The organism is Myxacorys chilensis (genome assembly GCF_059505265.1).
The window spans coordinates 65972-92319 of sequence record NZ_JCACKG010000155.1 but is presented as its reverse complement, the minus strand read 5'-3'; the positions used below and the strand labels follow the sequence as shown (position 1 = coordinate 92319).

23 protein-coding genes are annotated in these 26348 nt (G+C 48.1%); 12 read left to right on the top strand and 11 right to left on the bottom strand.

Annotated features, from left to right (window positions below; all coding sequences use genetic code 11):
* Window positions 1-6: 6 nt before the first annotated feature.
* The gene (locus tag AC5JLB_RS12015; protein WP_495874068.1) at window positions 7-486 is read left to right on the top strand and encodes a hypothetical protein; all 480 of its coding nucleotides are present in this window, start codon (window positions 7-9) and stop codon (window positions 484-486) included.
* An 83-nt stretch (window positions 487-569) separates the two neighbouring features.
* Here the strand turns inward: AC5JLB_RS12015 and AC5JLB_RS12010 are convergent, their stop codons facing one another.
* The 3 genes from AC5JLB_RS12010 to AC5JLB_RS12000 form a co-directional block, all read right to left on the bottom strand.
* The gene (locus tag AC5JLB_RS12010) at window positions 570-2330 is read right to left on the bottom strand and encodes an iron uptake porin (RefSeq protein ID WP_495874067.1); all 1761 of its coding nucleotides are present in this window, start codon (window positions 2328-2330) and stop codon (window positions 570-572) included.
* Window positions 2331-2886: 556 nt separating this feature from the next.
* The gene (locus AC5JLB_RS12005; protein WP_495874066.1) at window positions 2887-4269 is read right to left on the bottom strand and encodes a hypothetical protein; all 1383 of its coding nucleotides are present in this window, start codon (window positions 4267-4269) and stop codon (window positions 2887-2889) included.
* Between the two features lie 83 nt (window positions 4270-4352).
* A complete protein-coding gene (locus tag AC5JLB_RS12000; protein ID WP_495874065.1) occupies window positions 4353-5585 on the bottom strand; it encodes a glycosyltransferase family 4 protein in 1233 nt (410 codons plus the stop codon).
* Between the two features lie 128 nt (window positions 5586-5713).
* Here AC5JLB_RS12000 and AC5JLB_RS11995 point away from each other — a divergent pair, with 128 nt between their 5' ends.
* From AC5JLB_RS11995 to AC5JLB_RS11985, 3 genes are all read left to right on the top strand, one after another.
* The gene (locus AC5JLB_RS11995) at window positions 5714-6736 is read left to right on the top strand and encodes an Npun_R2821/Npun_R2822 family protein (protein WP_495874064.1); all 1023 of its coding nucleotides are present in this window, start codon (window positions 5714-5716) and stop codon (window positions 6734-6736) included.
* Between the two features lie 9 nt (window positions 6737-6745).
* Entirely contained in the window at window positions 6746-7717 is a 972-nt protein-coding gene (locus tag AC5JLB_RS11990; RefSeq protein WP_495874063.1) for a glycosyltransferase family 2 protein, read from the top strand.
* 239 nt (window positions 7718-7956) lie between these two features.
* Complete coding sequence (locus AC5JLB_RS11985; RefSeq protein WP_495874062.1) at window positions 7957-8514, top strand: HPP family protein; 558 nt, start codon at window positions 7957-7959, stop codon at window positions 8512-8514.
* Between the two features lie 58 nt (window positions 8515-8572).
* On the opposite strand, the gene AC5JLB_RS11980 is transcribed toward AC5JLB_RS11985, so the two are convergent.
* Window positions 8573-9037, bottom strand: coding sequence for a hypothetical protein (locus AC5JLB_RS11980; RefSeq protein WP_495874061.1), 465 nt, complete (start codon window positions 9035-9037; stop codon window positions 8573-8575).
* Window positions 9038-9220: 183 nt separating this feature from the next.
* On the opposite strand from AC5JLB_RS11980, the gene AC5JLB_RS11975 reads away from it, so the two are divergent.
* Both AC5JLB_RS11975 and AC5JLB_RS11970 read left to right on the top strand, forming a co-directional pair.
* Entirely contained in the window at window positions 9221-11056 is a 1836-nt protein-coding gene (locus AC5JLB_RS11975; RefSeq protein ID WP_495874060.1) for a S8 family peptidase, read from the top strand.
* Window positions 11053-11268: a hypothetical protein gene (locus AC5JLB_RS11970; RefSeq protein WP_495874059.1), complete on the top strand. Its 216-nt coding sequence runs from the start codon at window positions 11053-11055 to the stop codon at window positions 11266-11268. Before AC5JLB_RS11975 ends, AC5JLB_RS11970 begins: the two co-directional genes overlap by 4 nt.
* A gap of 70 nt (window positions 11269-11338) precedes the next feature.
* Here AC5JLB_RS11970 and AC5JLB_RS11965 read toward each other — a convergent pair whose 3' ends face one another.
* A complete protein-coding gene (locus tag AC5JLB_RS11965; protein WP_495874058.1) occupies window positions 11339-11650 on the bottom strand; it encodes a thioredoxin family protein in 312 nt (103 codons plus the stop codon).
* A gap of 159 nt (window positions 11651-11809) precedes the next feature.
* Between AC5JLB_RS11965 and AC5JLB_RS11960 the strand changes: the two genes are divergently transcribed.
* Window positions 11810-12403 (top strand): DUF2854 domain-containing protein, encoded by a 594-nt coding sequence (locus AC5JLB_RS11960; protein ID WP_495874057.1) that lies wholly within the window; start codon window positions 11810-11812, stop codon window positions 12401-12403.
* A 27-nt stretch (window positions 12404-12430) separates the two neighbouring features.
* Here AC5JLB_RS11960 and AC5JLB_RS11955 read toward each other — a convergent pair whose 3' ends face one another.
* Window positions 12431-12688, bottom strand: a complete 258-nt coding sequence (locus AC5JLB_RS11955; RefSeq protein WP_495874056.1) for a CRR7 family NDH-1 assembly protein — start codon at window positions 12686-12688, stop codon at window positions 12431-12433.
* A 143-nt stretch (window positions 12689-12831) separates the two neighbouring features.
* On the opposite strand from AC5JLB_RS11955, the gene AC5JLB_RS11950 reads away from it, so the two are divergent.
* The 5 genes from AC5JLB_RS11950 (at window position 12832) to AC5JLB_RS11930 (ending at window position 20496) form a co-directional block, all read left to right on the top strand.
* Window positions 12832-13791, top strand: a complete 960-nt coding sequence (locus AC5JLB_RS11950; RefSeq protein WP_495874055.1) for a YegS/Rv2252/BmrU family lipid kinase — start codon at window positions 12832-12834, stop codon at window positions 13789-13791.
* Between the two features lie 179 nt (window positions 13792-13970).
* Window positions 13971-17183, top strand: a complete 3213-nt coding sequence (locus AC5JLB_RS11945; RefSeq protein WP_495874054.1) for a PAS domain-containing hybrid sensor histidine kinase/response regulator — start codon at window positions 13971-13973, stop codon at window positions 17181-17183.
* Window positions 17171-18121: a diguanylate cyclase domain-containing protein gene (locus AC5JLB_RS11940; protein WP_495874053.1), complete on the top strand. Its 951-nt coding sequence runs from the start codon at window positions 17171-17173 to the stop codon at window positions 18119-18121. The genes AC5JLB_RS11945 and AC5JLB_RS11940 overlap by 13 nt, the downstream gene beginning before the upstream one ends.
* A 650-nt stretch (window positions 18122-18771) precedes the next feature.
* Complete coding sequence (locus AC5JLB_RS11935; protein ID WP_495874052.1) at window positions 18772-19302, top strand: outer membrane beta-barrel protein; 531 nt, start codon at window positions 18772-18774, stop codon at window positions 19300-19302.
* Window positions 19303-19584: 282 nt separating this feature from the next.
* Complete coding sequence (locus tag AC5JLB_RS11930; protein ID WP_495874051.1) at window positions 19585-20496, top strand: HlyD family secretion protein; 912 nt, start codon at window positions 19585-19587, stop codon at window positions 20494-20496.
* A gap of 50 nt (window positions 20497-20546) precedes the next feature.
* Here AC5JLB_RS11930 and AC5JLB_RS11925 read toward each other — a convergent pair whose 3' ends face one another.
* From AC5JLB_RS11925 to ycf46, 5 genes are all read right to left on the bottom strand, one after another.
* Window positions 20547-22388: a M61 family metallopeptidase gene (locus AC5JLB_RS11925; RefSeq protein WP_495874050.1), complete on the bottom strand. Its 1842-nt coding sequence runs from the start codon at window positions 22386-22388 to the stop codon at window positions 20547-20549.
* A gap of 74 nt (window positions 22389-22462) precedes the next feature.
* Window positions 22463-23152, bottom strand: a complete 690-nt coding sequence (locus tag AC5JLB_RS11920; RefSeq protein WP_495874049.1) for a Crp/Fnr family transcriptional regulator — start codon at window positions 23150-23152, stop codon at window positions 22463-22465.
* A gap of 182 nt (window positions 23153-23334) precedes the next feature.
* Window positions 23335-24201 (bottom strand): 3'(2'),5'-bisphosphate nucleotidase CysQ family protein, encoded by an 867-nt coding sequence (locus AC5JLB_RS11915; protein ID WP_495874048.1) that lies wholly within the window; start codon window positions 24199-24201, stop codon window positions 23335-23337.
* A gap of 85 nt (window positions 24202-24286) precedes the next feature.
* Entirely contained in the window at window positions 24287-24640 is a 354-nt protein-coding gene (locus AC5JLB_RS11910; RefSeq protein ID WP_495874047.1) for a DUF1257 domain-containing protein, read from the bottom strand.
* A 154-nt stretch (window positions 24641-24794) separates the two neighbouring features.
* Window positions 24795-26303, bottom strand: coding sequence for a stress-responsive protein Ycf46 (gene ycf46 / locus AC5JLB_RS11905; RefSeq protein ID WP_495874046.1), 1509 nt, complete (start codon window positions 26301-26303; stop codon window positions 24795-24797).
* Window positions 26304-26348: the final 45 nt, after the last annotated feature.

Here is a 26348-nt window from a genome sequence, read left to right as displayed (position 1 = left end):
CCCCTCATGCTGACTCAGCACCGCAAACCTGTTCGCCTCTATGTTGTCTCCCGAGATCTACCGATCTGGTCGGAAGTGGAAACAACGGGAACGATTTATCAAAAGAGTGACGAACAGTTTCACTTGGTCTTGACCGAGCCATGCATCAAAGGAGCCGCGTCACGAGGGAAACCTAGCTCAACCGTAGCAACGACCCCACGGCTAATCTGGATCGACATTTCGCCTTGTCGGATTGCGATGACGATGCAAGGGGACGGCAAATTAAGTTACCGCCACTTGTGGCAACGCGGCGTCTACGGCTTTAGTCGATACTGGTTGCAGGACGACTCGGCGAAACCAAACCAGTCGCTGCAACTCCGCAATTTTACTCGCAGCCTCTGGTTAGAGCAGTCTTCCTTTCCGAAGCTGTTGCAGCTAGATTATGAGCTTTGGTCAGAAACGCTTCAGCTTGGCAGCTATGTTCTGCATTTAGAAATTCTCGATTAGAAAATCCGCAATTTCTCCGAGAAATTGCGGACTAGCAACGTTATTGTTAAACGTGCGATTCGTCATTAAGCACAGCGACAGAATTAGAACGTAAATGTCGTGCGGATCGTGCCGATCACGATGTCATCGTTGCGATCGTCATGTCCCGGAGCCGTCAGCCACACCAGCCCAGGCGTGATAGAAATGTTGTCATTCAGTTGGTACTGATAGAAGCCTTCAACGTGCAGCGACGTATCACGATCGACTACATCTCGACCGAAGAAGGTTCTGAAATTACCGCTACCACCCGTCACTTTCGGCTCCATGCCGACAATGATGCCTGCAACACTGCCTTTTTTGCCCAAGTCAGGAACCGCTAAGCCGACTGACCAGTTCCAAATATCCAGGTTGCCCTTCGTGCCGTTGCCAAGAGATTGAGCGTTGGTATACCCTACCGCACCGTTTAGCACCAGTTTTGGACTCACCTGGAAGGTCACGTTGGCACCATATGCATTGGCAGACGTAGGCTCGTTGAAGTTGCGGAAGTTCGCGTTATTGCTGCCGACGCCGCCATTCGCCGAGAAGTCATTGTTATAGGCGTGAATGTAGGTCAAACCAAAGCCAATGCGCTCATTTGGTTTGAAGGTCAACTGTGCGATCGCGCCGTAAGGACCGTTAAACAAACCATTGCTGGCAGATGGATCTGAAGCCGTCTCATCATTTGCCAGATAGCCTAAACTCAGTTCTAGAGCATCACTAAACTGGTGACGAAGGCCCAGTCCTTTACCAGTCAGCAAATAGTAGATCGAGTTGCGCGTCCCGAAGTGCGTCAGCGCACCCGTTCCGCCATCGCCATCCAAATAAGGATTCAGGGTATCGGTGAAGTCGTCGATCGCGCCTGCGTTCGCTTCGATCGTCACTGTGGTCTTCTCGCCCAATGGAAACTGATAGAGTAGGGCATCTACCCCGACCTGATTATTTTCATCTTCAGACGCAAATCGGAAGTTGCCTTCGCGAGTCAGCAACTCGCCATTGAGGCTCGCGGGGAGGGTTGCCAGGTTCTGAGCCTGTAGCCGAGTCCTCAATAAGTCCCGACCCGTAAAGCTAGTGTCGAAATTTAGACGAATGCGATCGCCAAGAATCGTATTCTTCGAGACCCGCTCGTTCACTTCGCCAGTCGCCACGCCATTCGGAAGATCGTTATCTATTACTTCGTCACCATTGGCATCTAGAATGGCATTCCGAATGAAATCTCCACCCGTGGCAACGCCTGCAACTCCAATCACCACTTCTCCGGTCAGTTTAGTAGTGGTTGAGAACTGCTGTTTCTCCAGAGTTGTCGTGCGAGCTTCGACAGCATCGACGCGACCACGTAAGGTTGCGAGTTCTGTGGCAAACTCTTCTTGCAGCCTTTGCAGGGTAGCTAAATCTTCTTTTTTAACCAGATCGGCAGTAGAAGCAGCAATCAGTTCGTTGACGCGATCGAGACAGGCGTTTAACCCCGCCGCAAATTCGTAGCGAGTTGTGGCGCGATTGCCGCGATAGGTTCTGTCAGGATAGCCTGCAATGCAGCCATAGCGCTCGACGAGCGATTGCAGTGCCTGAAATGCCCAGTCGGTCGGTCGCACATCCGATAGTTGAGACACTGATGTGACTTGATCGAGAGAAGACTTATCGGTACTAAGATCTGCAACCGATGGAGTTTCATCTGAAACTGGTTGTGCGAGTGACTCAGTTTGAGCCGTCTCAATTGATTTGGATGAGGAAGATACTTCAGCCGCACCGACGCCTGACGCAACGGTTAGACTTGCGACAGCAAGAAGAATTGGGTGAACCCAACGAATGGTACGCAAACAATTTGACATGATATTGTTCTACTCTCACACCTAATGTTGTTGAAATGACAGGTTGTTGAAACGACTTGTTGAAACAACGAAGCGATCGCTCTGCTTTTGTCTAGCTAATAGTTAAATTACCCAGACAAAGTCTTCAAAACACGATTTCGATAATCATTCTCACTACCAGTTTAATGCTTGGCGGTAAGAATTAAGTCTTAGTTTGTATTTAGTTGATATTGCAACTCATTGTCAAGAAGTTTCTTGTACCCAAGAAATCAGTGAGTTCAATCAGCCCATTAACTACACAAGTAAGGCAGTAGAAACAACAGACAACCGCTTTGCCATAACCGCTTAGAGAAAGAGCGCTTCGAGCAAGCAATGTCTAGGTTTACAACGTTTCAACCTCGCTCAACTCTACGGCAATCAGTCTGCTTTTTGAATGGGGGGGAGGGGGATTAATTAACAAAATTCTCAGTTAGAACGTTTGGCGAGGGGTGTAAGTGACTCTGCCAATCTGTTTAAAGTTTAGTCATTCAAAGTTTATTAGAGTGCCATTCAAAGGAGCGTTAGAACTTTTTTTAAGTTAAAGCGGTTTGTTTAGGCTTGTCTCGGAATCGAGTTGATTCAGTAATTTGAGACCTTGAACACGAGTAGTATAGTCATCCTGAGGCTGTTGTTTTAGCCACGCGATCGCAGGCGTCTTTCCTTGTTTAGCGGCAATTCGCAGGGCAGCCCAGGTCTGCACCTCGGTTCGGGCAGGATTAATTTGCAGCGCCGCGTTAATCCGTTTTTGAATGCCTCCTGAATCGAATTTCAGCATATCCAGCACTTCGTCTCGATCGGCTGCCGACAGTTGAATCACCTGAGTTGATTTGGCCCAACGCCCATCAATCAGATTGGCAAGAACCTGCTGACTGGCGCTCGCCCAAGGCTTATCCGCTTGAGTTTTCGTGATCTTGGCATGGCGAGCGACTAAATCGAGTTGAGCTTGGGCCGTGGCTGTCCACTCGTCGATGCGTTGTTTTCGCACAGACTGCATGACGGCTAACGCAGGCGACCACAACCCGTTGCGGGCTAGCAGCAACGCATCGGTAAACGCGCCACTATCGATCGCAGCTTTATTCAATGAAATGGGTCGGAGTTGGAATGGGATGGACGGAGTGCCGATTTGAAGCTGAAAAACTTGAAAGTCTGGCTCTAGGGCAACCGTTCGATTGACTAATAGTTCGGGCGCTCGACCTTTAGGGGCTTTCTGCCAAGATGGAGACTGCCCAACGGGACTTGTCCAACTGATCAAGCCGTTGATTGTGGTGGAGACAGGGTTATAGTAAACCACTGATCCATAGGTAACACTAGAATCCCCTTGGCGGAGAGTCCCCATTAAGTCGAGCCAAACGCCTTGAGTGTCCTCATAGCGCTCAACAGTAGTGTAGGGAAGCTTACGATCGCTGCTTGCCTCTATGACTCGTGCATTGGCTAATGGCTCTAAGACAAACGATTCTTCGACTTCATTGATTTCTAAAACATTGATAAATTGAAGCGCTTCCTTTTTTTGAGGAGTGGGGTTAAGAATTCTGCGATAGACGCGCAGTTCGCTGAGGCGATCAGCGCAGTTGTCCGAACATTGTGCCTCAGGGCGAAAAATAGGTAACAGCAGATCAACCGTACGCTTGGCGGATTTTGCGCCGCTTTCTACTCGAATCGGATCGCCTGCCCGTAACCCTTTCTTTCTCAGGTCAGCCTGAACCTCTGCCATCGTTTTTGGGTCATCCCATGCGGACAAAGGAATTCTTGCGCCTTCAGGTAGGTAGTGATTCATCCAAGCCACAGATTTTGGATCTTTGATGAACTGAAAGCTCATCCAGGCGCTAGTCGTTACTAACCCAGCCGCACTGGCAATCGTAAGAAACACTCCTAACGAGCCGAGGTGAGGGATAGAAGAGACCTTGGGAAAACGTAATCTCATGACTGAGTTGGATCAAGAGTATGGTATAAGCGGAGCATCAGTTCAGTACACCCCTGCTTGAATGGTATATGGGGCGAGAAGAATTAAAACGTTTTTTCTCTAAGACTTTTTTGCTCTAAAACGCTTAAGTATCGATGACCTGCACGTTCCCATGTGTACTCCGACTGAACGAGCGATCGCGCATTTTGAGAAAGCTGCGATCGCAGCTCACCATCTTCAAACACTCGTGAAATAGCATCAACATACTCCGAAACAGAATTCGCTCTGAGTGCTCGCTGTGGATTCTTGCCATCTACCGCCAGACCTTCTAAACCGCGATCGCTAGCAATGACTGGAGTTCCAGCTGCCATTGCTTCTAGCGTTTTATTTTTGATTCCGTATCCAGTTCGCATTGAAATCACGCAGACGGTTGCTTGGTGCAAATACTCAGCCATTGAGGGCACTCGTCCGGTGACGGTAATTCCGAGTTGCTGACTGAGTTCTTGCACCTCTGCGGTCGGGCGGGAACCTACGATTGCTAAAGTCGCATCGGCATAGCGGCTTTGAACAGCAGGCAAAATTTCTAAGCTTAGAAATCGTGCGGCGTCGATGTTGGCAAGGTTATCCATTGCGCCGATAAATACGAGATGGTGTCCCCCCGGATCAGACGTTCGATAGGGAAAGGTCGAAAAATCAACTCCGTTAGGAATCACATCGATCGCGGCGGTCGGGTTAAATTTGGAGAGTTGGTTGCGATCGTCATCAGTTGTAACAACGATATTGAGAAATTTTTTGCAGTAGCGTTGTTCGTACCGTTTTAGGAGCGGCGAATTTAAGCGATCGCGCCATGCATTCTCAGACGTTTGAGTATGCAGTTGGTTCTTGCACGAGCCGTACACAGAACTATGCACATTCACGACTGTCTGAATGCGTTGACGAAATTCGGGGCGGATATAAGATTCATTGACGCTATGTTCGCAGGTGATTACATCAAACTTCTGATCTTGCATCGCGCGGTCAATCCACGCCTGCATTTCAACAGAATAGTTAGATAAGACGCTAGGCGGCGTCCCTTGCTGCAAGAAAGTTGCAAACCGAGCGGCTTTTCCGGCTAGTCCTGAGGATGCAATGGGCTGAGGACGCGGAAAAACTACTAATTCTGTTACATGCTGACGCAGAGCGGCAACATCGGCGTCGGTGACATCGTCAGTTCGGTGAGTGAGAACGGTGACATCGTGGGTTTGTTGTAAGTAATTCAACAGGTGAAAGGTTCGGACTTGAGTTCCGCCTTTAGTCGGGGGGTAAGGAAAGGTAGAGGACAACATCAAAATATTCATGGGGACATTTCCTTGAGAATTCCGTGAGACGAATCGCTATTCACGGGAATACTGACGATATCCAGGGTTCCCAATAATTTGTCGTTTTTTGAGTCGTGACTTGATTTCAACCTGATAGGAGATTTGATATGCCTTCGTTTGGGCTGTATACGCTGGCTAATGATACTGTATTTGATCAATTTGTTGCTTTACTCAATAGCATTGAGCAAAATGTTGGTTCAGATATTCCTATCTGTGTCATTCCCTATAATCGCAATATTGAGAAAACACAACGCGAAATCAATACCCGCAAGAACGTAACGCTGTTTGATAATTGGTTAGCGATCGAGCGATGGGATAACTTCTTTAATAGCGTTTGGCAGTTTCACCCCCGCGCAACCGACTCAAAGTCAAGCCGTCCGGGCTGGTATGGCGGATTTGTGCATCGCAAATTTGCCGCGTTTGATGGCAGATTTGATCAATTTATCTTCTACGATGCGGATACATTAGCAATGAAGCCGATCGACGATATGGTGAGTCAGCTTCAAGATTACGACCTGATTTTTAACGATTGGGAACACGCAAAACGTCGCGACCTAACAGAACTTAATCTTGACGTGATCGAGCCTGCAATTGCACTTCAAGAAGCAGAGATTCGTCCGTTGTTGCACTGTGATAGTTTCTTCGCAGCGCGGCGCGGTATGTTTAACGATGCAACGCTGATGCAGTTAAAACAACGCTTGGTGGACGGTCAAGAACTAAATTGGATTCGCGATCGCTCGTGGTGGTCAAGTTCAGGCATGTTTAACTATCTGACCTTGGCTCAAGAGTGCACGATGTTTAACTTTACGCTTAGTCCTAACGGTTCCGATCGGACGGGCAACTGTGCTAACGCTGATCCGTTTATCAACCAAGACAACGTTCTCTATAACAAAGATGGATTGAAGCCCATTCATCGCATTCACTACATGAGCTATGCATCAAAGGATTTTGCTCGGTTGTGTGAGGGTGAAGATGTAGATATTCCGCACAAAGATGTCTTTCTGCACTATCGCTTTCTCAAGTCGCCAGAGCAGAAACCGAAGGCGCTGATTGCTCCGACTGCAACAACTAAAATGATGCGATCGCTGCACACCAACGTTTCTAAACTCAAAAAACTCGTTCAGGCATAATATTCTCCGATGCCCAAAATTAGCGTTTGCATTCCAACCTTTAACCGTGCCCATTTGCTGCCGTTTGCGATCGAGAGTGTTCTCCAACAAACGGAGCAAGATTGGCAACTGATCGTCTGTGACGATGGTTCGACAGATCACACCTCGGAACTAATGACAACGTATCAGAATCCTCGCATTCGATATCTGCGTCACGCTCAGAATGTGGGCAAAAGTAACAACATGCGCTCTGGATTTGAGGCCGCGATCGGGGAGTATTTTATTAAGTTTGACGATGACGATCGCCTAACGCCCGATTTTTTGGCTAAGACGAGTCAAATTCTAGATCGTTCACCAAACATCGATTTTGTTGGAACCGATCATTGGATCATCGATTCACACAATCAGCGTGACTCATTGGCAACCGAACAAAATTCTTACAACTGGGGCAGAACGAACTTACCCGCGGGTCTAGTTTCTAACTTGCTAGACGTTGTGTTTGTGAAACAGAGTTTTCAGATTGGAGCAACGCTATTTCGGCGGCAAGCCTTGCTTGATGTTGGTTATATGCGTCCCAATATTCAAAACTGCGAAGATAACGATCTATTAGTTCGGTTAGCGTTGCGAAGCAGTTCCTCATCCGGGGTAAACGCGCACAAACAAGCTTACTATCTGCCCGAACGTTTGATGGAATATCGGGTTCACCCGGAGCAACAAGGCATCGATCGCGCCATTCCTTATCTAAAAGACAAATTAACGTACTTACAGAACTTCCAATTTGAGCAGGAAGAATTAGAAAAAGTGCGGCGATCGCGCTTAGCCGAAACTCAATTGCTGCTCGGACTAAGATTAGTTGAAAAAGGCGAAACGCAAGTTGGTAGAGAACTCGTACAGGCGGGAAGATCTGCTTCATCTGCTAAAGCGTATGCAGGAATGGCGCTTTCTATGCTGCCGCAAGGGGTGCGATCGTACGCCTTTAACTTAATTCGTCACACTAAATAATTTAATACGCGTAAATTTAATACGGCAGGACGCAAAAACAAGCAGCCCGTTGGACACTTCTTGCGAGAAGTGTTCTCGTTTAACTACGTCTTCAGTCACTAAACTGAAGCAATGAAATAAGGAAAATCTGTGTATTTGAATACTTTTTAGAGCCTTCTTTAAGAAATGTCATGATATTATAACTTTTGGTAAAGCCTTTCATTCAACTCAAGAAGCAGGGCTATCAAGCGGTTCATTTTATGATCGATTATAAAAAAATTCGGTTGAAATGGGAAAGCTATTGGTTCAAAACCTTGGGAAGATGGCGAGCCTGTCCTTTAACCTGTCCTGTCGATCGACCTCATCATCGGCACGTTTTTTGGAGTTGGATCGGTAGTTTCTTAGCCATCACCGCAACGTCTTACCTTGCTTTGAAAACGAACTCTCCTCTGCTAATGGCTCCCTTTGGTGCTACAAGCGTATTGATCTTTGGTGTCCCTGAAAGCCCTTTGGCTCAGCCTCGTAACGTCATTGGGGGTAATCTCTTAGCGGCTCTCGTGAGTCTGATTATTCTGCATCTTCTTGGCTCTTCTCCCTGGACAATGGGAATGGCTGTTTCTAGTGCAATCGGAGTTATGCAGCTTACCGGAACTCTACATCCTCCCTCAGGAGCCGTTGCATTAGTCGTGATGATGACAAAACCGGACTGGCAATTCCTGCTGGCACCTGCCTTGGAGGGATCGATGATCTTGGTGCTATGTGCTGTGGTTTTTAATAACCTAGCTGAAGAAAGGACGTATCCAAAACACTGGCTATAGCAATTACACTGAGCCAAAACACAAGTGGGCCAAGAAGAAGCGATGCTGTTGTGCAGCATTACGACCCATTAGAACTAGACAGAGACGATCCTCCAGAACGTGACGGATCTAATCGCAGCTTCTCCCAATCTTTTACCAAAACCTCTGCCCATTTTGCCGCTAAATTGACCTGTGTAAATGGCACTCGCACGGACGCATTAGACATTTCAAACTCTAACTCGATCGCTTTTCCGCGTTCTGGTGGGGCTTGCAAGTCCACGGCTTGACGATCCACAACTAATCGAATCGCTTGTACATCGTTTAGCGAGAACGTTTGAGGCTGCACGATTCCTTTACGAGTTGCCTTTCCCCACGTCAACTGATCACCCTTCTGAGCTAACACCGAGTAAATATCAAACTTGGCGCGATCGTAACTATCCGCCCACTGACGATATGTTTCTAGCTTTTGATATTCGTTCCAGCCTGCCCACGCCAGCCCGATAAAGACGGCAAGCAAAGGGAGCCATAAAAGACCGTGGATCATAGGGATGAAGGAGGAGAGATGAGGGATGAAAAGATGAAAAAAGGTAAGTCTCTATAAGATTATGGTATCGCGTTGAAACATTTAGTTTTGCTTCATCCCTCATCTCTCCTCCTTCATCCCTTTACCGCCTGCGCTATCTTGGAGTTCAACTCCGACTTTTGATAGAGGGCTTGATAGAGGGCTATGAGAAAGTTTCTGATCATTGGCTTGTTTTTGCTCGGTTTGGGATGGGCGGTTTCTAACTTTTCAGGACTCGCCGCAAAGGGCACATACGACAGCATTGTGCTGGATTTCAGAGAAGACACAGGAACGGCTGAAATCGAGAATCAAGTCAATGCGATCGCGGCTCAGTTCAACGTTCGTCCTCAGCTCAATAGTCGCTTTTCAGAAGCCGATCATCTCTATGTAGTAAAGGGCGATCGCCAGCTGCTTAACGCGCTTAAACGCTCCAACACTTCTAAATACACTGAATATATTGAGCCTGACTATATCTACAGCATTCCAGAGGCGTCCCTATCAGGAGTCGTCGATGCGTCATCGGCACAGCCAAGCGGTGGACAAGCCCCAAACGATCCGCTCTACAGCAAACAGTGGAACCTCCACAACATCAGCATTGAATCTGGCTGGGCAGAAACGAAAGGAAGTGGCGTCACCGTTGCCGTGATTGACACTGGCATTTCTCAAGTGCCAGATCTTAAGGAGACTAAGTTTGTCGCTGGCTATGACTTTGTGAGCGATCAAGAGGATGCCAAAGACGATAACGGGCACGGAACCCATGTTGCAGGTACGATCGCACAATCAACCAACAACGGCATTGGCGTCGCCGGAATTGCCTATGAAGCGTCTCTCATGCCGCTCAAAGTCCTCAGCGCCAGCGGCGGTGGAACGGTCGCTGATATTGCCGAAGCAATTCGATTTGCGGCAGATCACAACGCCACTGTGATTAACATGAGCTTGGGTGGCGGCGGTGAAAGTAGTGCGATGCAAGAAGCGATAGCATACGCTCACAAAAAAGGAGTGGTTGTGATTGCGGCGGCAGGTAACGCGGGTCAAAGTTCGGCTGACTATCCGGCTCGCTATCCGCACGTGATCGGCGTTGCTGCCTTAGGTGCGTCTGGAGAGAAAACGCATTATTCTAATTTCGGGGCAGGCGTCGATATTTCAGCTCCAGGAGGAGACACATCGAGCGGCGAAGCGGGCGGTATTTTGCAAAATACGCTCGACCCTCAAACCGGAGAATCAATTTTCGCGGCGTTTCAAGGCACAAGTATGGCCGCTCCTCACGTGGCGGGAGTTGCCGCTCTCGTGCAGTCGGCTGGTGTTAAAGATCCAGACGAAGTGGAAACCGTTTTAACTGAATCGGCTCGTAAAGTTCAAGACGACACCTTAAACCAGTTTGGCTCAGGCAAACTTGATGCAGCCGCTGCCGTCAACTTGGCACTTAGAGGCAAAATTACATTCAACGATTTCTTCCGGTGGTTGCGAGACAATGGCTACCTCAACCCGCGCTTCTGGATTGATGGCGGAGCGATTGCCCTACTTCCTAAACTGGCGATGGTACTTGGCTCTTATCTTCTTGCCTGGTTCTTACGCAGCTACTTTCCATTTACGTGGAGTTGGTCACTGGCAACCGGATTAATTAGCGGCAGTTCTGGTTTCTTCTTTCTGAAAGGACTCTACCTATTTGACGTGCCTCAATATCCCTTCCGCTTCTTAGGAAGTTCACTGCCTGAGCTAGGTAGTGCCGTGCAGGGCAGTAGTGCGCTCAATCCAATTTCTGCCAGTGTGCTGATTCCAGGCATTCTGCTTGCGTTACTGTTGGGACATCAGCAGTGGAAGTGGTTTGCGATCGGGTCATCTATTGGTGTTTCAGTGTGTCTCGCCACCAGTGCCGCGATCGATCCGACCTTGATGTGGATTGGCGGCGGCGCGATCGCTCGCTTCTACCTGATCGTCAACGCCTTGCTCTGCTTCGGCTTGGCTCGTCTCGCTATGAAACCAGAGGACAAAATCGTATGACTGTAACGGGTGTTATTCAACACAAAGGCTTTGGAACCGGAACTTGGGCACTCGACGCCGAGGATGGCAAATCTTACGAACTCCACAAACCACCGAGTGAGCTTCAAAAAAAAGGTCTCAAGGTTAAAATTGACGGTGAAATTCGAGACGATGTGATGACGATCGCGATGATTGGTCCGGTCTTAGAAGTGAAAACCTTTAAAGTTCTTTGACCTCACTTCAAATTTAAGAACGCTCCAGAAGGTTCAGCCTCTGGAGCGTTCTTGATCCAACCTTTTTCAATTACGCCTGATTTAACACGTTTTGCATCTTCGTCCGAAATTCTCCTTTCGGATGTCCGCCTTTTACCTCACCAATAATCGTGAAGTCTCCTTCAGGTGAGTCGCACACGATATAAGTAGGCCATCCCATCTCCGCTTTATCCGGATATTGGGCTAGAAGAACCTTCCGATATTTCCGATAGGTTGCCGTATCTTGCATCTTCACATCGATAAACTGTAGCCCCAACTCCTCTGAAACCTTCTGGTCATAAAATGCCATTTTGTGACAAATGCCACAATCTTCCGATGAAAATTTAATTACTGCACGAGTCATAACTGTCATGCCAACACGTCTGCATAAACCAGCGTAGAAGATTACAGAGCGTTCAAAGCGGTTTTAGCAAGATTCTTTAGGGTTGTCCGCTCCGCACCACAACAATGTCCGGAAACAGGGATAATAAGCCTAATTACGTTTGCCTTACCAATACCGCTTATGTTCCGTAAACTCCCGTTCGGACTGCTATTACTTTCTGCTGGTGGTGTCGTCACCGTGATCGGGATCGCTGCTTATCTGCTCGATTATGCTGCGCTCAACATGATCGGCTTTTTCTACGGCATTCCGTTGTTCTTAGGTGGGATTGCGCTCAAGATTACCGAGTTAAAACCTGTTCCATTCATGACGCAGACGCCGCCAGAGGTGGTAGCGCTGCGAGAAGCGCAAGCTACTAAAACTCAGACCCAAATTCTGAATGACGTAACTCGCTTTCGATACGGGCAAAAAGCGCATTTTGATAGCGCCTTAAGCTACCTAGGACTCAGCCCGATCGAGAAACAACGTCCGGAACTGATGGCAGTCCGCGAAGAAAGCACCGATGGAGCTTATACTTTGGTTCTCCTGTTTGATTCCTCTTATTTGCCGTTTGAAGTGTGGACGCAACGACAGGAAAAGATGACAAACTTTTTTGGCCCAGGGGTGAAGGTGAAGTTGGCACAGCCTGAGGAAGACGAGGTGGAAGTGTCTATCATTGCAACTCCTGATTCGGCTGTGGCAACTCCCGATCCGGCTGTGGCGACTTTAGATCAATAGCTCGTCAGAACACTCTAAAAATTTGTCTCACTTCTCTAGACGGACAGCGTACCATTGCAAGTACTGTCCTGGAGCCAAATCAAACTCACATGTTGTATTGATCAAATAAGCGACTTGCTGCTCAACCGAGGCAAACTGCTGCAAGTCTTTGGGTAGCGCATCTTGTTGAGCGACAAGGAGCGATCGCAGCTTCTGCGTCAGTTCCTCGGCGGTCAAAATCTGCTCTGGCTGATTGGTTTCTAGCACCACAAAATCGTCTTCTTGATACATTAACGAATCTGGCATCGTTTAATCTCATTTCAATACGTTCTATTGTGACGCGTTCTCTTCTGCTCAAATCTCCCGCAGGTGAGAACTAGAGGCTGCTTCAGATATGTTATCTAAGGCATATCATCTCTCTGATACCCATTTTAAGGAATCGTGCCCCTATGTCGCGTTCTGTCCGTCTGATTTTCAATCCCGTGGCGGGTCAGGGCGATTCCGAACAAGAATTAGCCCTGATTGAGAGTTTGCTGACTGATCTAGATCTAGACGTTTGTTTGACCTCTAAAGAGGTAGGAGCCGATGTCCTGGCTCAAGAAGCGGTCGAACATGGGGTTGATGCGGTTATTGTGTCTGGAGGCGATGGTACTGTGTCGGCGGCGGCAAAAGCGCTTCTGCAGACGGAAATTCCGTTAGGCGTAATCGCACGCGGTACAGCAAACGCATTTGCGAATGCTCTAGAAATTCCCACCACGATCGAGGGAGCCTGTCAAACCATTCTAAAGAACTACACTCAAAAAATCGATATTGCGTCCTGTAATGGACACCCGATGGTATTGCTTGCCGGAATTGGGTTTGAGGCAGAAACCGTTGCAAAAGCAAATCGGGAGGCGAAAAATCGATTTGGAATTTTGGCATACGTTCTAGCAGGCTTACGACAGTTGCGCGACTTAGAGCACTTTGAAACCGAAGTCGAAACCGATGACAAGATTATTTCTTTCACGGCATCTGCTCTCACCGTTGCAAACGCGGCTCCACCTACGTCTGTGTTAGCCCAAGGCCCATCCGGACTCGTGGTAGATGATGGACTATTAGATTTAACGATCGTGGCTCCCGCCAATCGCGCCAGTGCCATCACCGCAACGTATCATTTATTTCAATCAGCGCTAAGTGGCAATCCTGCTGATCGTGACGATATCGGCTACCTGCGATCGCGCCGCTTCAAAATCACGACCAATCCACCCCAAAAAGTTGTTCTCGATGGCGAGATGAGCGGCACAACGCCCCTCGATATCTACTGCATTCCCGCCGGCTTAACGGTCTTTTTACCGCCGCCCGATGAAGAAGCTGCCGCAACCGAAAAGCTGGAAGGACTGCCGGATTTAGTGATTGAATCTAAAGATTAGATAGAGTCCTGACCATTCTGCTGATGCGATGGAATATATAAACAGTAGGAGCCGCTATTCTAAGTGAGATCTAAAATGCATCAACTGGGATCGCATTTCGGAGATTACTAGAATTTGGACGATTACCCCAAGAGGGAACTGCAAGGCAACCGCAGGTTTGGTCAACGATAGGATAGCGAATGTCAGTGAGCGTAGAGTGGATTCCTTTAGGTACGAATGCAGTTGCGATCGCAGGCAGTATTGCTTTCACCGTCTTTCTGCATCGCCTTAAGCAGAAATCAACTATGGGTAAGCCGTTCATCGAAGTACCCGAATCTCTGTCAGAGCAGCAGATGCAGGAAGCTCTATGGCGACAATCGATCGTTGTGGAAGCGGCGCTTGATGGAATTGCAATTTTAGATGAACGTGGGCAGTTTCTCTACCTCAACGATGCTCAGTTACGCATGTTTGGCTACCGCCCAGGAGAGTTAGTCGGCAAAAGTTGGCGAGAACTTTACTATCCCGACGAAATTAGCCGCATTGAGCGTGAAATTATTCCACTTCTAAAGCAAAATGGACAGTGGCGTGGCGAAGCGGTTGCCAAACGCCGAGACAGCAGTACATTCTTTGAAGAAATGTCGCTCACGCTAACTGAAAAAGGATTTATTAGCGTCTGTCGGGATGTGACCGAAACAAAGCAAGCCGAAATTCGCCTCCGAATTTTGGAACGGGCCATGCGGGCAAGCAGCAACGGCATTATTATCACTGACTCCACTCGTGCCGACAACCCGATAGTCTATGTTAATCCCGGATTTGAGCGGATGACAGGCTATTCGGCAGATGAAGTGTTGGGTAAAAACAGCCGCCTTTTGCAAGGAGGAGAGACCGAGCAACCTGCATTAGAGCAGTTGCGCCGAGCTTTTCAAGACGGAGAAGACTGCACGGTCACGCTACGGAACTATCGCAAAGACGGCTCTCTCTTTTGGAATGAGCTGTCTATTTCTCCTGTGCTCGATGCAGAAGGACGAATCACGCATTACGTTGGTATTCAAACTGATATTAGCGATCGCAAACGCACAGAAGAAGCGCTGAGACGGCAATATCAACGAGCGCTGCTGCTCAAACAACTCACTCAAGAGATTCGGCAAAGTTTAGATACGCAACAAATTTTTCAGACGGCGGCCACTCAAGTTGGTCGTGCCTTTAATGTCAATCGCTGCCTGATTCACGCCTACGTATCGATTGAAGATCCGATTCTGTCAGAATTCGAGTTTTTGCAGAACGACACCGAGTTTCCTCAAATTCCGATCGTCGCGGAGTATTTAGAGCCAGGTTGGAGCGCTTTGACCGGATTGAAAATTCCGATCGTCGGCAATCGGCATATGGAAACCGTGCTCAGAACAGATAGCGCGATCGCATCTCCCAACGTCTACACTGACCCCCTCCTGCGTTCACACCACTCGATCTGCCAGCAGGTTTCGCTCCGGTCAATGCTGGTGGTGCGAACGTCATACCAAGGAGCACCGAACGGGATCATTTGTCTGCATCAGTGCGATCGCGAGCGTCACTGGAGCCAAGATGAAATTGAACTGCTAGAAGCGGTTGCCGATCAAGTCGGAATTGCTCTCGCTCAAGCTCGGCTCCTGAAGCAAGAAACTTTGCAACGCGAAACGCTCGCCAACCAAAATATTGCTCTAGCACAGGCAAAACATGCCGCAGAAGCCGCAAATCGAGCGAAAAGCGAATTTCTAGCCACCATGAGCCATGAGATCCGCACTCCCATGAACGCCGTAATTGGTTTAACAGAATCATTGCTTGCGATGGCTTCTACTCCTCAACAGAGGGACTTTCTAGAAACCATTCGCAGTAGCGGAGATACGCTACTGACCCTCATCAATGACATTCTAGACTTCTCAAAAATTGAATCAGGAAAGCTAGACATTGAGCAACAGCCGTTTGATGTGCAAACCTGCCTCCTTGAGTCTATTGAGTTGATCGCCGTCAACGCAGCAGAGAAAGGCATCCATATTTCCTATCACATCTCTCCACAAATTCCAGCTGCGATCGTGGGCGATGGAACTCGGCTGCGACAGATTCTGGTGAATTTACTCAGTAATGCGGTTAAGTTTACGGAGCAGGGGCAGATCGAGTTGACGGTTAGCATCAAGAGTGAAAACGAGATCCCCATTCCTTGTCCGCCGTTCTCTGAATACTGTTCTAACCTCACCTCTAAGCTCAACCCTCCGTCGGGCTTCCATCTGCTATTTGCCGTACATGACACGGGCATTGGCATTCCGCTGTACCGCATGGAGCGCTTGTTCAAATCATTTAGCCAAGGAGATTCCTCGACGAGTCGGCAGTATGGAGGAACAGGACTTGGACTCGCGATCAGCAAACGATTGAGCGAGCGCATGGGCGGACAGATGTGGGTCGAAAGTGAAGGCAGATTTGGCGGCGACCCGCCTCAGGGCTTCAAACCAGCCAGACCAACTCACGCTAAGGGTTCAACGTTCTACTTCACAATCTGTGCCGTCGCTGCGGAATTGTGGGTTACCCGAATTGCTGATCAAAACGTCACTCCAACAAAGACCAAATCGGCGATTAATTCGTCTAACGTCAAGACCATCACTACTCAATCTGCTTCAACAAACGGGTTTACCGAGCCGCGATCGCTACGTGTTTTACTGGCAGAAGATAATGTTGTCAATCAGAAAGTCGCGCTGCACCTCCTGCAACGGTTAGGGTATCGTGCAGATGTTGCCTGTAGCGGGTTTGAAGTATTAGATGCGCTGCGGCGTCAAGCTTATGATGTTGTCCTTATGGATGTTCAGATGCCAGAGATGGATGGGCTGGAGGCAACTCAGACCATTTGTGCAGAATGGGCAGTTGAGCAACGTCCGCGAATCATTGCGATGACGGCCAACGCTATGCGAGGCGATCGCCAGCTCTGCCTTGAGGCCGGAATGGACGATTATCTCAGCAAGCCAATCCGTCTGGAGGCACTGATGAGTGCGTTAAGTAAATGTCAGCCCCGCTTTCCGAGCCTCACGCCTGCTGAAGTTACCCTCAATGGGCGGGCAGCAGGGAGATCTGTTTTGGCAGCCGATCAGGGCACGGAAGCGTTGCTCGACACCATTTCTAACTATCTCCACGATGCGCCCCGGCTCCTGCAAACAATTCAATGCGCGATCGCTCAAAGAGATGCCTTTTTGTTGCAGCAAGCGGCTCATACTCTCAAGTCCACCAGCGCTGCTGTCGGAGCAACGGAGTTGGCAGACTTGTGCCAAGAGTTAGAAACTTGCGCTCGCCTGGGAAACCTAGATCCAGTAGTCCCCCGCATCTGCCAACTGGAGGCTGAATACGATCGCGTTCAAGCCTCGCTACACACGGAACTTCAGCAATGCCAGAGATAATTCCCTCAAATCACAATCCTCCTCTGATTCTGGTTGCTGATGATGACAAAATCACCCGGATTGGGTTACGGCAAGCAATGGAGCAAGAAGGCTACCAAGTGGTCGAAGCGAATGATGGTGAGGCTTGTCTGGCAATCTATGCGCGAATGCGTCCAGATATCGTATTGCTCGATGCCATCATGCCTGGAAAAGATGGATTTACCTGCTGTGTGCAGATTCAGCGGATGAACGGTGGAGGACGAACTCCGGTTCTGATGATCACCGGCTTGGAAGATCAAGAGTCTGTCGATCAAGCGTTTGCAGCCGGGGCTGTAGATTACATCACAAAACCAATTCATTGGGCAGTCCTACGCCAACGGGTGCGCCGCTTGATTCAGCAAGTCAGGCTCTATCAGCAGCTAGAGCAAGCGAATCATGAATTGCAACGTCTCGCGTCGTTTGATGGCTTGACGCAAGTAGCAAATCGGCGGCGGTTTGATGAGTATTTGCAGCAAGAATGGAAACGGATGCTGCGCGATCAGACCCCGCTCTCGCTGATTATGTGTGACATTGACTGCTTCAAGCGGTTTAACGACACCTACGGACACCAAGCAGGCGATAACTGTTTGCGACAAGTAGCCAATGTGATTCAGAATGCGGCGAAGCGATCGCTCGATTTACCTGCTCGTTATGGGGGAGAAGAATTTGCGGTGATTCTGCCCAGCACTGACCAAGAAGGGGCAATTCAAGTTGCACAAACCATTCAGATTGGCGTGAGGGAGCTTGCCATCGCTCACTCTAGTTCAACAGCCAATAAAATCGTCACGGTGAGCTTAGGCATCGCCACTACCATTCCCAGTCGAATCACATCGCCAGGACTATTGATTACCGCTGCAGATAAGGCGTTGTATCAGGCGAAGCATGAAGGGCGCGATCGTTACTCCGCCTGCGTCAGTTAGTCAGGAACAAATCTTTGTCCTTTGGCATCATTAGAGCTACTCAGCAAGATATGGCTTACAAGTTCAGATGAGAGATTAACCAGCTAATCAGACGTGCAAGCAACCAGTTCATTCTTGTGTAGAAACAGTGCGTTTTTCTGAACAAGCTTAGGCGGAAAAGGCAAAGAAATTGTTTTAATAGGCTTCGGAATTAGCAGCAATTAACGTGTATTTCTAACAATACGCCTCTATCTCTAGACCAATGTCAGTCTAGAAATCACTTCATTTTCCCATCAAAAATAAAATCTAGGAGTACTGTTTTAGCGAATTAAGCTAACAGCAACTTCTGGATTTTATTTGTTTTATTTTAAGTAAAAACATCTGGCACAAATAGAATGTGACACTTGTAGAAGAGACCATTAAAGAAAGAAACTTAACTGCAAATTAGATATACCTAAGTTATGAGAAATCACAAAGTTTTTTGATGATAACTCTAGAACTCTCCAGTTAGTTCAACGGCTTCTAATATCAAGTAGAGACTCTTGCGGCTCATCCAAAAATCCCTTGATTAACTAGAACATTTGTTGAGAAACTCTGGAACTTTTCCAACCCATCTTACGACTAATAAGTAAGAGAACAACAATCAATCTTAATCTCCTAGGGACACAACAATGAAACTCTCTCTTAAGTCTTTCGCAACTCTTTCTGCTGTTTCTGCACTCGTTGTCGCTCCTCTTGTTATGGGTGCAGGTTCTGCTTCTGCGCAACCCGTTCGTTTCGACGGCAGCTATGTAGGTGCTGGTGTTTCGGCTGGTGTAACCAACGGTGGCAGAGACAATGATGCTGCAAATATTGGTGGTACCATCCAAGGCCGTTTTGCTGTTCCTACCGCTCCCGTTTCTGTTCGTGGTGCAGTAAGTTTCAACGGCAATAATAGCGCAGTGATTCCTACTCTGTCTTATGACCTTCCTGTTAGCAGAAACACGAACGTTTATGCAGGTGCAGGTTACTCATTTGTGCAGAAAGATGGCCAAGCATCTCCGCTTGGAAACAAGGATGCAGCCGTGCTGCAACTGGGTGTAGAATCTGAAGTCACTAAAGGCGTAGTGCTTTTTGGCGATGCGAAGTACGGCATTAACGCTTACGAAGGTAGCAAAGCAGGTGCAGTTGGTTTGCAGGCAGGTGCTGGTATTCGCTTCTAAATGCAATATCCGCTTCTAATTAGCAATTCATACTGATCTCTACGTTGGTGATTTAAGTTAAACAGCGATTAAGTTGAAAATGGTTCCTGACTTCACTAAAGTCAGGAACCATCTTCTTTTGAGTTTCCTATCTTAAGAAAGAGGTTATTCAGAAATAATTTTTGTAAGCATAGAGATGGCAATTAATTGAAATAGAAGTTTCAATCTTGAGAAGCCACATCAGTTGCTTTTTTGATGGCAATCTCTAATTAAGTTAAAAAGAATCTAAGGTAGAGGTCAATTATGGCTAATTCGGTCAAAGAAAAAATTTCATCTGATTTGAAGCAGGTTAAAGAGGTCGGACAGCTTCGCCGCGATCGCATTCGTGACATTATTCAAGGGGCAATCTCTCAGGTGATGTCGGAAGTGAAGGGCGGATCAGGCGAGGTTCGATCAATCGTCAAAGATGCGTTCTCATCGGCAATTGAGGGTATTCAAGAAAATAGTTCACATGCCAAAGAAGAAGTATCTGCCTCGGTTGAAGGGGTGATCGAGGGCATTAGCCATGCTCGTCACAAGCGGATTTCAGAAACAGAATCGGAACTCAATCGTCTGCAAGCGCAGCTTGACCAGCAAGAAGGGGAACTAGAGCAAGATGTAGAAGCAGGACTAGCAGGGCTGAAAGAGGCGGGTAAGGATTTATCCGCAGAAATGCGGGAACAGATTGACCACGCGATCGAGACCATCCGCAACAGCGAAGAAGCATATCTGCTGAAGCAACGATACGCACAGTTGCAAGCACAGATGTCAATTCTTCGTGCGAATCTGGCGGCTCGCAGCGAAGTTTACTACGATCGTGCCCAAGGACATCTAGAAGATGCGAAACGGTGGTATGACCAAGCTCGCCCGCAAGCGGAAGTTGCAAAAGCCAAAGCCGATCAAAAAGCAGAAGAGTTTGATGCCAGATTAGGGGAAGCCGGAACGGCATTGGCACGGCGGGAGCGGCAAGTTCGTCAATTGCTGCGGGACTTGCTCAAGCAGGCAGGTGAAATGCTGAAGGACGATCATTCGGAGACGAAGGACGAACGTCCCGTTGCAGAACTTCCTAGCTCTAATCAAAAATTCTCTAGCCCTAGCCAGGATCTGTCTAGCGATCGCAATCTAGGAACATTGCCGCCTACCGAAGCTGAAATAGAAGATAGCAATATTCGCTAAGTTGTTTGGGACGGTTGAAGCTAACCGTCCCACTAAAAAAGCATTGACTTTCAGTGAAGTGCTGCTAAAGAAACGCCAAGCCACCCTTCAAAGTTCTGTTGTTGAAGGGTGGACGGATGTTCTATAGCTTCAAGATGATATTGAGTGGCACGAGGCGGAGCAAGAGTGAGTGATCGCGTCTTTAATGCATCGCTGTGAAACACTGTAACTTCAATAGTGTCGCCCACTTGATAGTCCTTCAGGCGCTCATCTAACTGCCCTGATCCGACTCGCAGCCCATCGATTGCCACTAATTCATCACCTGCATCGATCGCGGCTCGCTGTGCGGGTGAATCTGTCTCGACAAACTTCACGATTTCGCGCCCACCTTCGGTTCGGAGTGTCATACCGCTCGTGGGTATTCCTGTCTCTCCGTTGGATACAACACGCAAGCCAAAGCCAACAAAATACTCATCAAACGGCAGTTCTTCCGTACCGTCAATGTAGCGATCGTAGAAATTCGTCAAATCGAACCCTGCAACTGATTCCAACACAAGTTTCAGTTGTTCTTGGGTAAACCCAACTTCAGCTTTGCCAAACTGCTCCCACATCTGGCGCATCACATTGTCAAGCGATCGCTGATTCTGATGCTTAATCCGAATTACTAAATCAAGCAACAGCGATACCATTTCGCCTTTTAGATAATAGGAAATTTGAGAATTGGCGCTATTTGCATCAGGACGGTAAAGCTTAATCCAAGCATCAAAGCTTGATTCACTTAGAGGTTGTACGAGCCGTCCTGGAGTGGTCAGATAGCGAGAAATTTCTCGACTCAGAGCCGTTAAATAGGTTTTTGCGTCGTAAATGCCTGCTCGCAACGGAATGAGCAAATCGTAGAAACTGGTCGTCCCTTCGCTAAACCATAGGGAAGGTGTGTAGTTTTCGTGTTCATAATCGAACACTTCTAGTCCTTTAGGCCGAATTCGCTTCACGTTCCACAGATGAAAGAATTCATGAGCTACGAGCTGCATAAATCGCTCATACTTGTCTTTTATCCGAAATCCAAGGCGAGAATAAATTAGCGAACAGCTATCTTTATGCTCTAACCCACCAAAGGCTTGAGAGGCTAGATGGAGGAAAAAAATATAGCGATCGTAGGGCAGCCCACCAAATAGCTCCGCTTCGACTTCTATAATTTTTTGGGTATCACTAATGATGCGACCGATCTCTAAATTTCCTCGTCCCCAAATCGCAAACTCGTGCGGCTTACCCAGTACCTCAAAAGGATGGATCTGGTGCTGTCCAATTTCAAACGGACTATCAACCAAGGCATCAAAGTTCTGCGCTTCAAAGATGTTCACTCCCACACAGGGCAAAGCCGTTGTCACCGCCCAATCCGTTGGCGGCAAAATCTGGATGCAAATGGGGATCTGTTGAAACCCTGGTACAAAGAAGAACAGCGCCGCTCCATTGAAGTAGCCATGAGTTTCATCAAGATGGTTTGTCCGAACCGTCAACTCATTTGCAAATACCCGGTAGCAAACCGCAATTTCCGACCTACCCTGCGTCTCAATCTGCCAATGATTTTTGCTCAGCTTTCGCCAATTTAGCGACGTTTCAGCATCAGAAAACGCTTCAAAATTTTGTAAATGCCGTGAATACTCCCGTACCAAATACGACCCTGGCGTCCAAACGGGCATTTTCAAATCAAGGGTTTTTGCCTGCCAATTCTGAATCCGCAAAGTCACCTCAAACAGATGTGACTCGGGATGAGACATCGTGACCTGGTAAAACAGAGCAAGATCTTGTGAGTGCGGGGTATCAATCACGGCGGCTGAGGACGTTCCGATCGGTTGTGACTCGCAAGGCAACTCTTCAATCGATTGGGTCAATTCAAAATCCTCACGGTTCATAGATTTACCCCACGGTAGTAGAGAATAACAATAGAAAGTTCTATTCCCTATCATGCCTCATTTCAATTTCTCCATCACCGCTTAGTCCGCAGTTGATTTAACTGTTTGAGGTTCATTAGGGAGATAATCTGTTGCTCCGTGTTTACTTTGAGCCAGCCTTTGTCACTCAGCTTTTCTAGAATCTTCGTCGCTTCCTCAACAGTAATGTCTGTAACATCCGCTAAATCCCTAGCTGGAATATTAAAGATGTCTGCTCCCTCACCAATCTTATCGCCGTAATTTTCTCCGAGCAAAGATAAGGTGTTGACCAACTTCACAGCCGGCGGTTGATTGCGAAGCTGAAAGCGGATATTAGTTTGCCGCAAGCGTCTCACCATCAATTGCAGCATCCGGTGATGGAGTTGAGGATCTTTAAATAGGGTTTGAATGAATCGTTGAGCAGAAATACTAAGTAAATGTACATCAGAGAGCGCAATCACATCTGTTGAGCGAGGCGATTCATCTAGAATTGCCATTTCTCCAAAGAAATCACCCCGACCTAAAATAGCCAGTGTGGAAACGTCTTCCCCGGTGCCAGAGTGCCGTCGAACTTTTACCCAGCCCGATACAACAAAATAAACGGCATTTCCCCAGGCATCTTCCATTAAAACGGCTCTGCCAGTTGGGTACTCATGCTCGGTTGCAACGGATAGTAGCCAATCCAGCGTTTCTGGATTGGCCGCTGCCAATAATGGAAATAACTCACTGAAAGCTTCAGTCTGCATGACAGATCTTCAGAGATGGACGTGTACGGTGGAGGGTCACTCGTCAAACATGTCTATGTAGACACTGTATCTATAGGTCAAAACGCCCACCAATTTACCAAATGGCAAATTGAGTTCGTTCTGATAGTCCAGAGATTGACGGATCAGCCGAACTGCTCAGAAATTGGAGAGAACACAGACAACTAGGGAGCAGCCGACAACATCGCACTCCTCAAGCGAGGAAGTAGTAACTCTACATAGGATGCCCATCCAATTACGATGGATTGATGATGAGCTAAAGTTTCTAAATTAATTTGATCAGGTGCATAGCTGATCGGTTGCCCGTCTAAATCGCAGCAAACCAGTCCAGCGGCCTGCGCGATCGCAATGGAGGCGACCGTATCCCAAACCTTCACTCGCTTGTTGAAATACACATACAACTCTGCCTCTCCTAACGCGGCACTCACGACTTTTAATCCAAAGCTGCCCGGAGCGCGCACAAATTCAATTTCTGGAATGGCTTGACTAAGCAAACTTCCAAAGTTAGCAAAATCGATTTCTCCAATCATTACTCTAGGACGATCGAACCGAGAGGATGCTACAGGATTCAGCAACTTAGGATCAGCATCCCCTTGAGTACGCCAAATTCCTGATTCTGGTGTACTGTGATACATCAGGTCATACTCCGGAGCATAAATCCATCCAGCGCTTGGCGTTGCTGACCCCGGAGAACTCGCACTCTTCTCTAAAACGCCAACTAAGACTGAATAGTTGCGATCGCCCTGAATAAAATCTTTGGTTCCGTCCAACGGATCAATACACCAAAGGCGCTGATTTTGCTGAAAGTAAGGTCTTGAGGTGGGATTCTCCTCTGAAACAATGTAATCTTGAGGAAAAAGGGTAGTGAATTGTTCGGTGAGTTTGCGATCAAGAGCCTGATCAACGCTCGTGACAAAATCATCAGGACCCTTTTCAGAAACGTCAAACGTTTGGGTTGCAAGATATTTTGCGTGTTGTCCGCAAGCTCGAACAATGCGGCGGATCTCAGTATCTAACAATAAGTCAACCATAGCGAATCCTCACAGCAGTGCCATTTTGACACAAAAAACGGGCTAACTCTAAGTTAACCCGCCAGCTTGGGAACGCGCAGAGAAACTACTTCTGAACAACCAACTTGACGTTGGCGTTTTGCAATCCGGGGCGCTTCACTTCCGCCAAGGTCTTGTTCACAGCGTACTTCTGGTTAATCGAGTTGATCAATTCGGTCTGGTTGTGCTTCTTAGCAACACCCCAGAGGTCAGCAATCAAGTCGAAAGAACCATCTGCGTTGCGAGACCACCCCAAATCGTATTCGCCTTCGAGGACAGCAACAATGTCAGCGCGAACACGCTGTCCGTTGTAGCCACGAACATCAGCGTCAGTCCTGGTGGAAATACCCAAGTCACGCAGAGAGGACGTAAGGATTTCGGATTCAGTAATCTTGGTGCGTAGAGTGCTAAAGTGAGACATTAGGGTTTCCTCCGTGGAAAGTTGAATACAACGACAACGTTTTGCTTGTTGAGAATCGCAATCAGCGTTCAGTGGAAACCTGAAGCCTAATTGCTTGTTTGGCTGCTGGCATATGAAACCAGCCTTTCCTCCTGTTGGGAGCAGGAGAAAGCTTTTAGAACTCAAGTCGCTGATACTCAGCAACTGAGGACGCTGCAGGTCGCGCTCGCTGCCTAGCCCAGTCCCGTAGGGCCGTTACCTGCTCGGTCATTGTCTTGGATAGCGGCATCGTGGCTCGACACGCCGCAATAATATCCAGTTGGGTAAACTCGCGGTCTTGAGCAAAAGCGTCATACATCGCAGCGACTAACGCTTGCTCAATCTCTGCCCCCGAAAAGCCGTCACATACATTAGCTAGCTGATCTAAATCAAAGCGAGTAATGTCTCGGCGACGCTTCACAAGGTGAATGTTAAAAATCTCTTTGCGCTCTTCGGCGGTTGGCAAATCAACGAAGAAGATTTCGTCAAAGCGCCCCTTCCTCAGAAATTCGCCCGGAAGCCGCTCGACTCGGTTCGCGGTTGCCATCACGAAAACAGGAGATGTTTTCTCTTGCATCCAGGTGAGGAAGGAACCGAAGATCCGGCTAGATGTTCCACCATCTGAGTCGGATGACCCAGTACTGCCTGCAAACGCTTTATCCATCTCATCAATGAAGAGGATAGCTGGGGAGATCGACTCAGCCGTTTTTAGGGCATTCCGTAAATTCGCTTCGGAGCGGCCCACCATTGACCCGTCATACACTCGACCCATATCAAGCCGAATTAATGGTAGTCCCCATAGGCGAGAAGTGGTTTTCGCAATCAAGGATTTACCACACCCTGGAACTCCTAAAATCAGCATTCCTTTTGGCTGAGGCAACCCATACTCGCGCGCGCGCTCAGTGAAGGCATTGGAGCGCTGCTTGAGCCAACGCTTTAACTCCTCCAAACCACCGACCGATTCAATCGTCTCATCCTCCTCCATGAACTCTAGGATGCCGTTGCGACGAATAAGCTGCTTCTTCTCGGATAGAACAATGTCAACCTCTTCTTCGGTCAAGCGCCCGGTGGTGACATACGCCTTGCGATAAACTTTCTCCGCTTCGTCACGAGTTAAACCTAGTGCTGCTTTCAAAAGCTTTTCGCGTGTCTCCGTTGTGATTCGACGGGCGCGGGTCAGATCGAGTTGACTTGTCAGGACTTGATCGAGTTCTGACATATTGGGCATTGCAAAATCGATGACCACCACCTCTTTCTCAAGCTCAATTGGAACTTCTTGAACCGGAGACATCAACAGGATCGACTTCTGAGTCCCTTTGAAGCTTGCGATCGCGTCACGCAACCACCGCTTTACTGCGGGAGAATCAATGAAAGGATGCAAATCCTTGAAAACAAAGAGTCCAGGCTCTCTTTGTCTCATCACCCACTCAATCGCAGCTTCAGGAGAAACCGTGTTGTGCTGGGTAACATTGCGAGGCTGTCCGTACTCAACAATGCCGTGAGTGACAGTCCACAAAAAGACTCGACGGTGGGGCTTGGCTTGTGCGATCGCGGAGATCGTTTGCTCTGCCCGCTCCTCTTCGGAGGTCACTAGATAAATTAGAGGATATTGAGCCTGTACGAGAATATTTAGCTCTTCTTGCATAACCACTGACCTACCTGAAACGGTGCAGAAAAATAACCAGCTTCC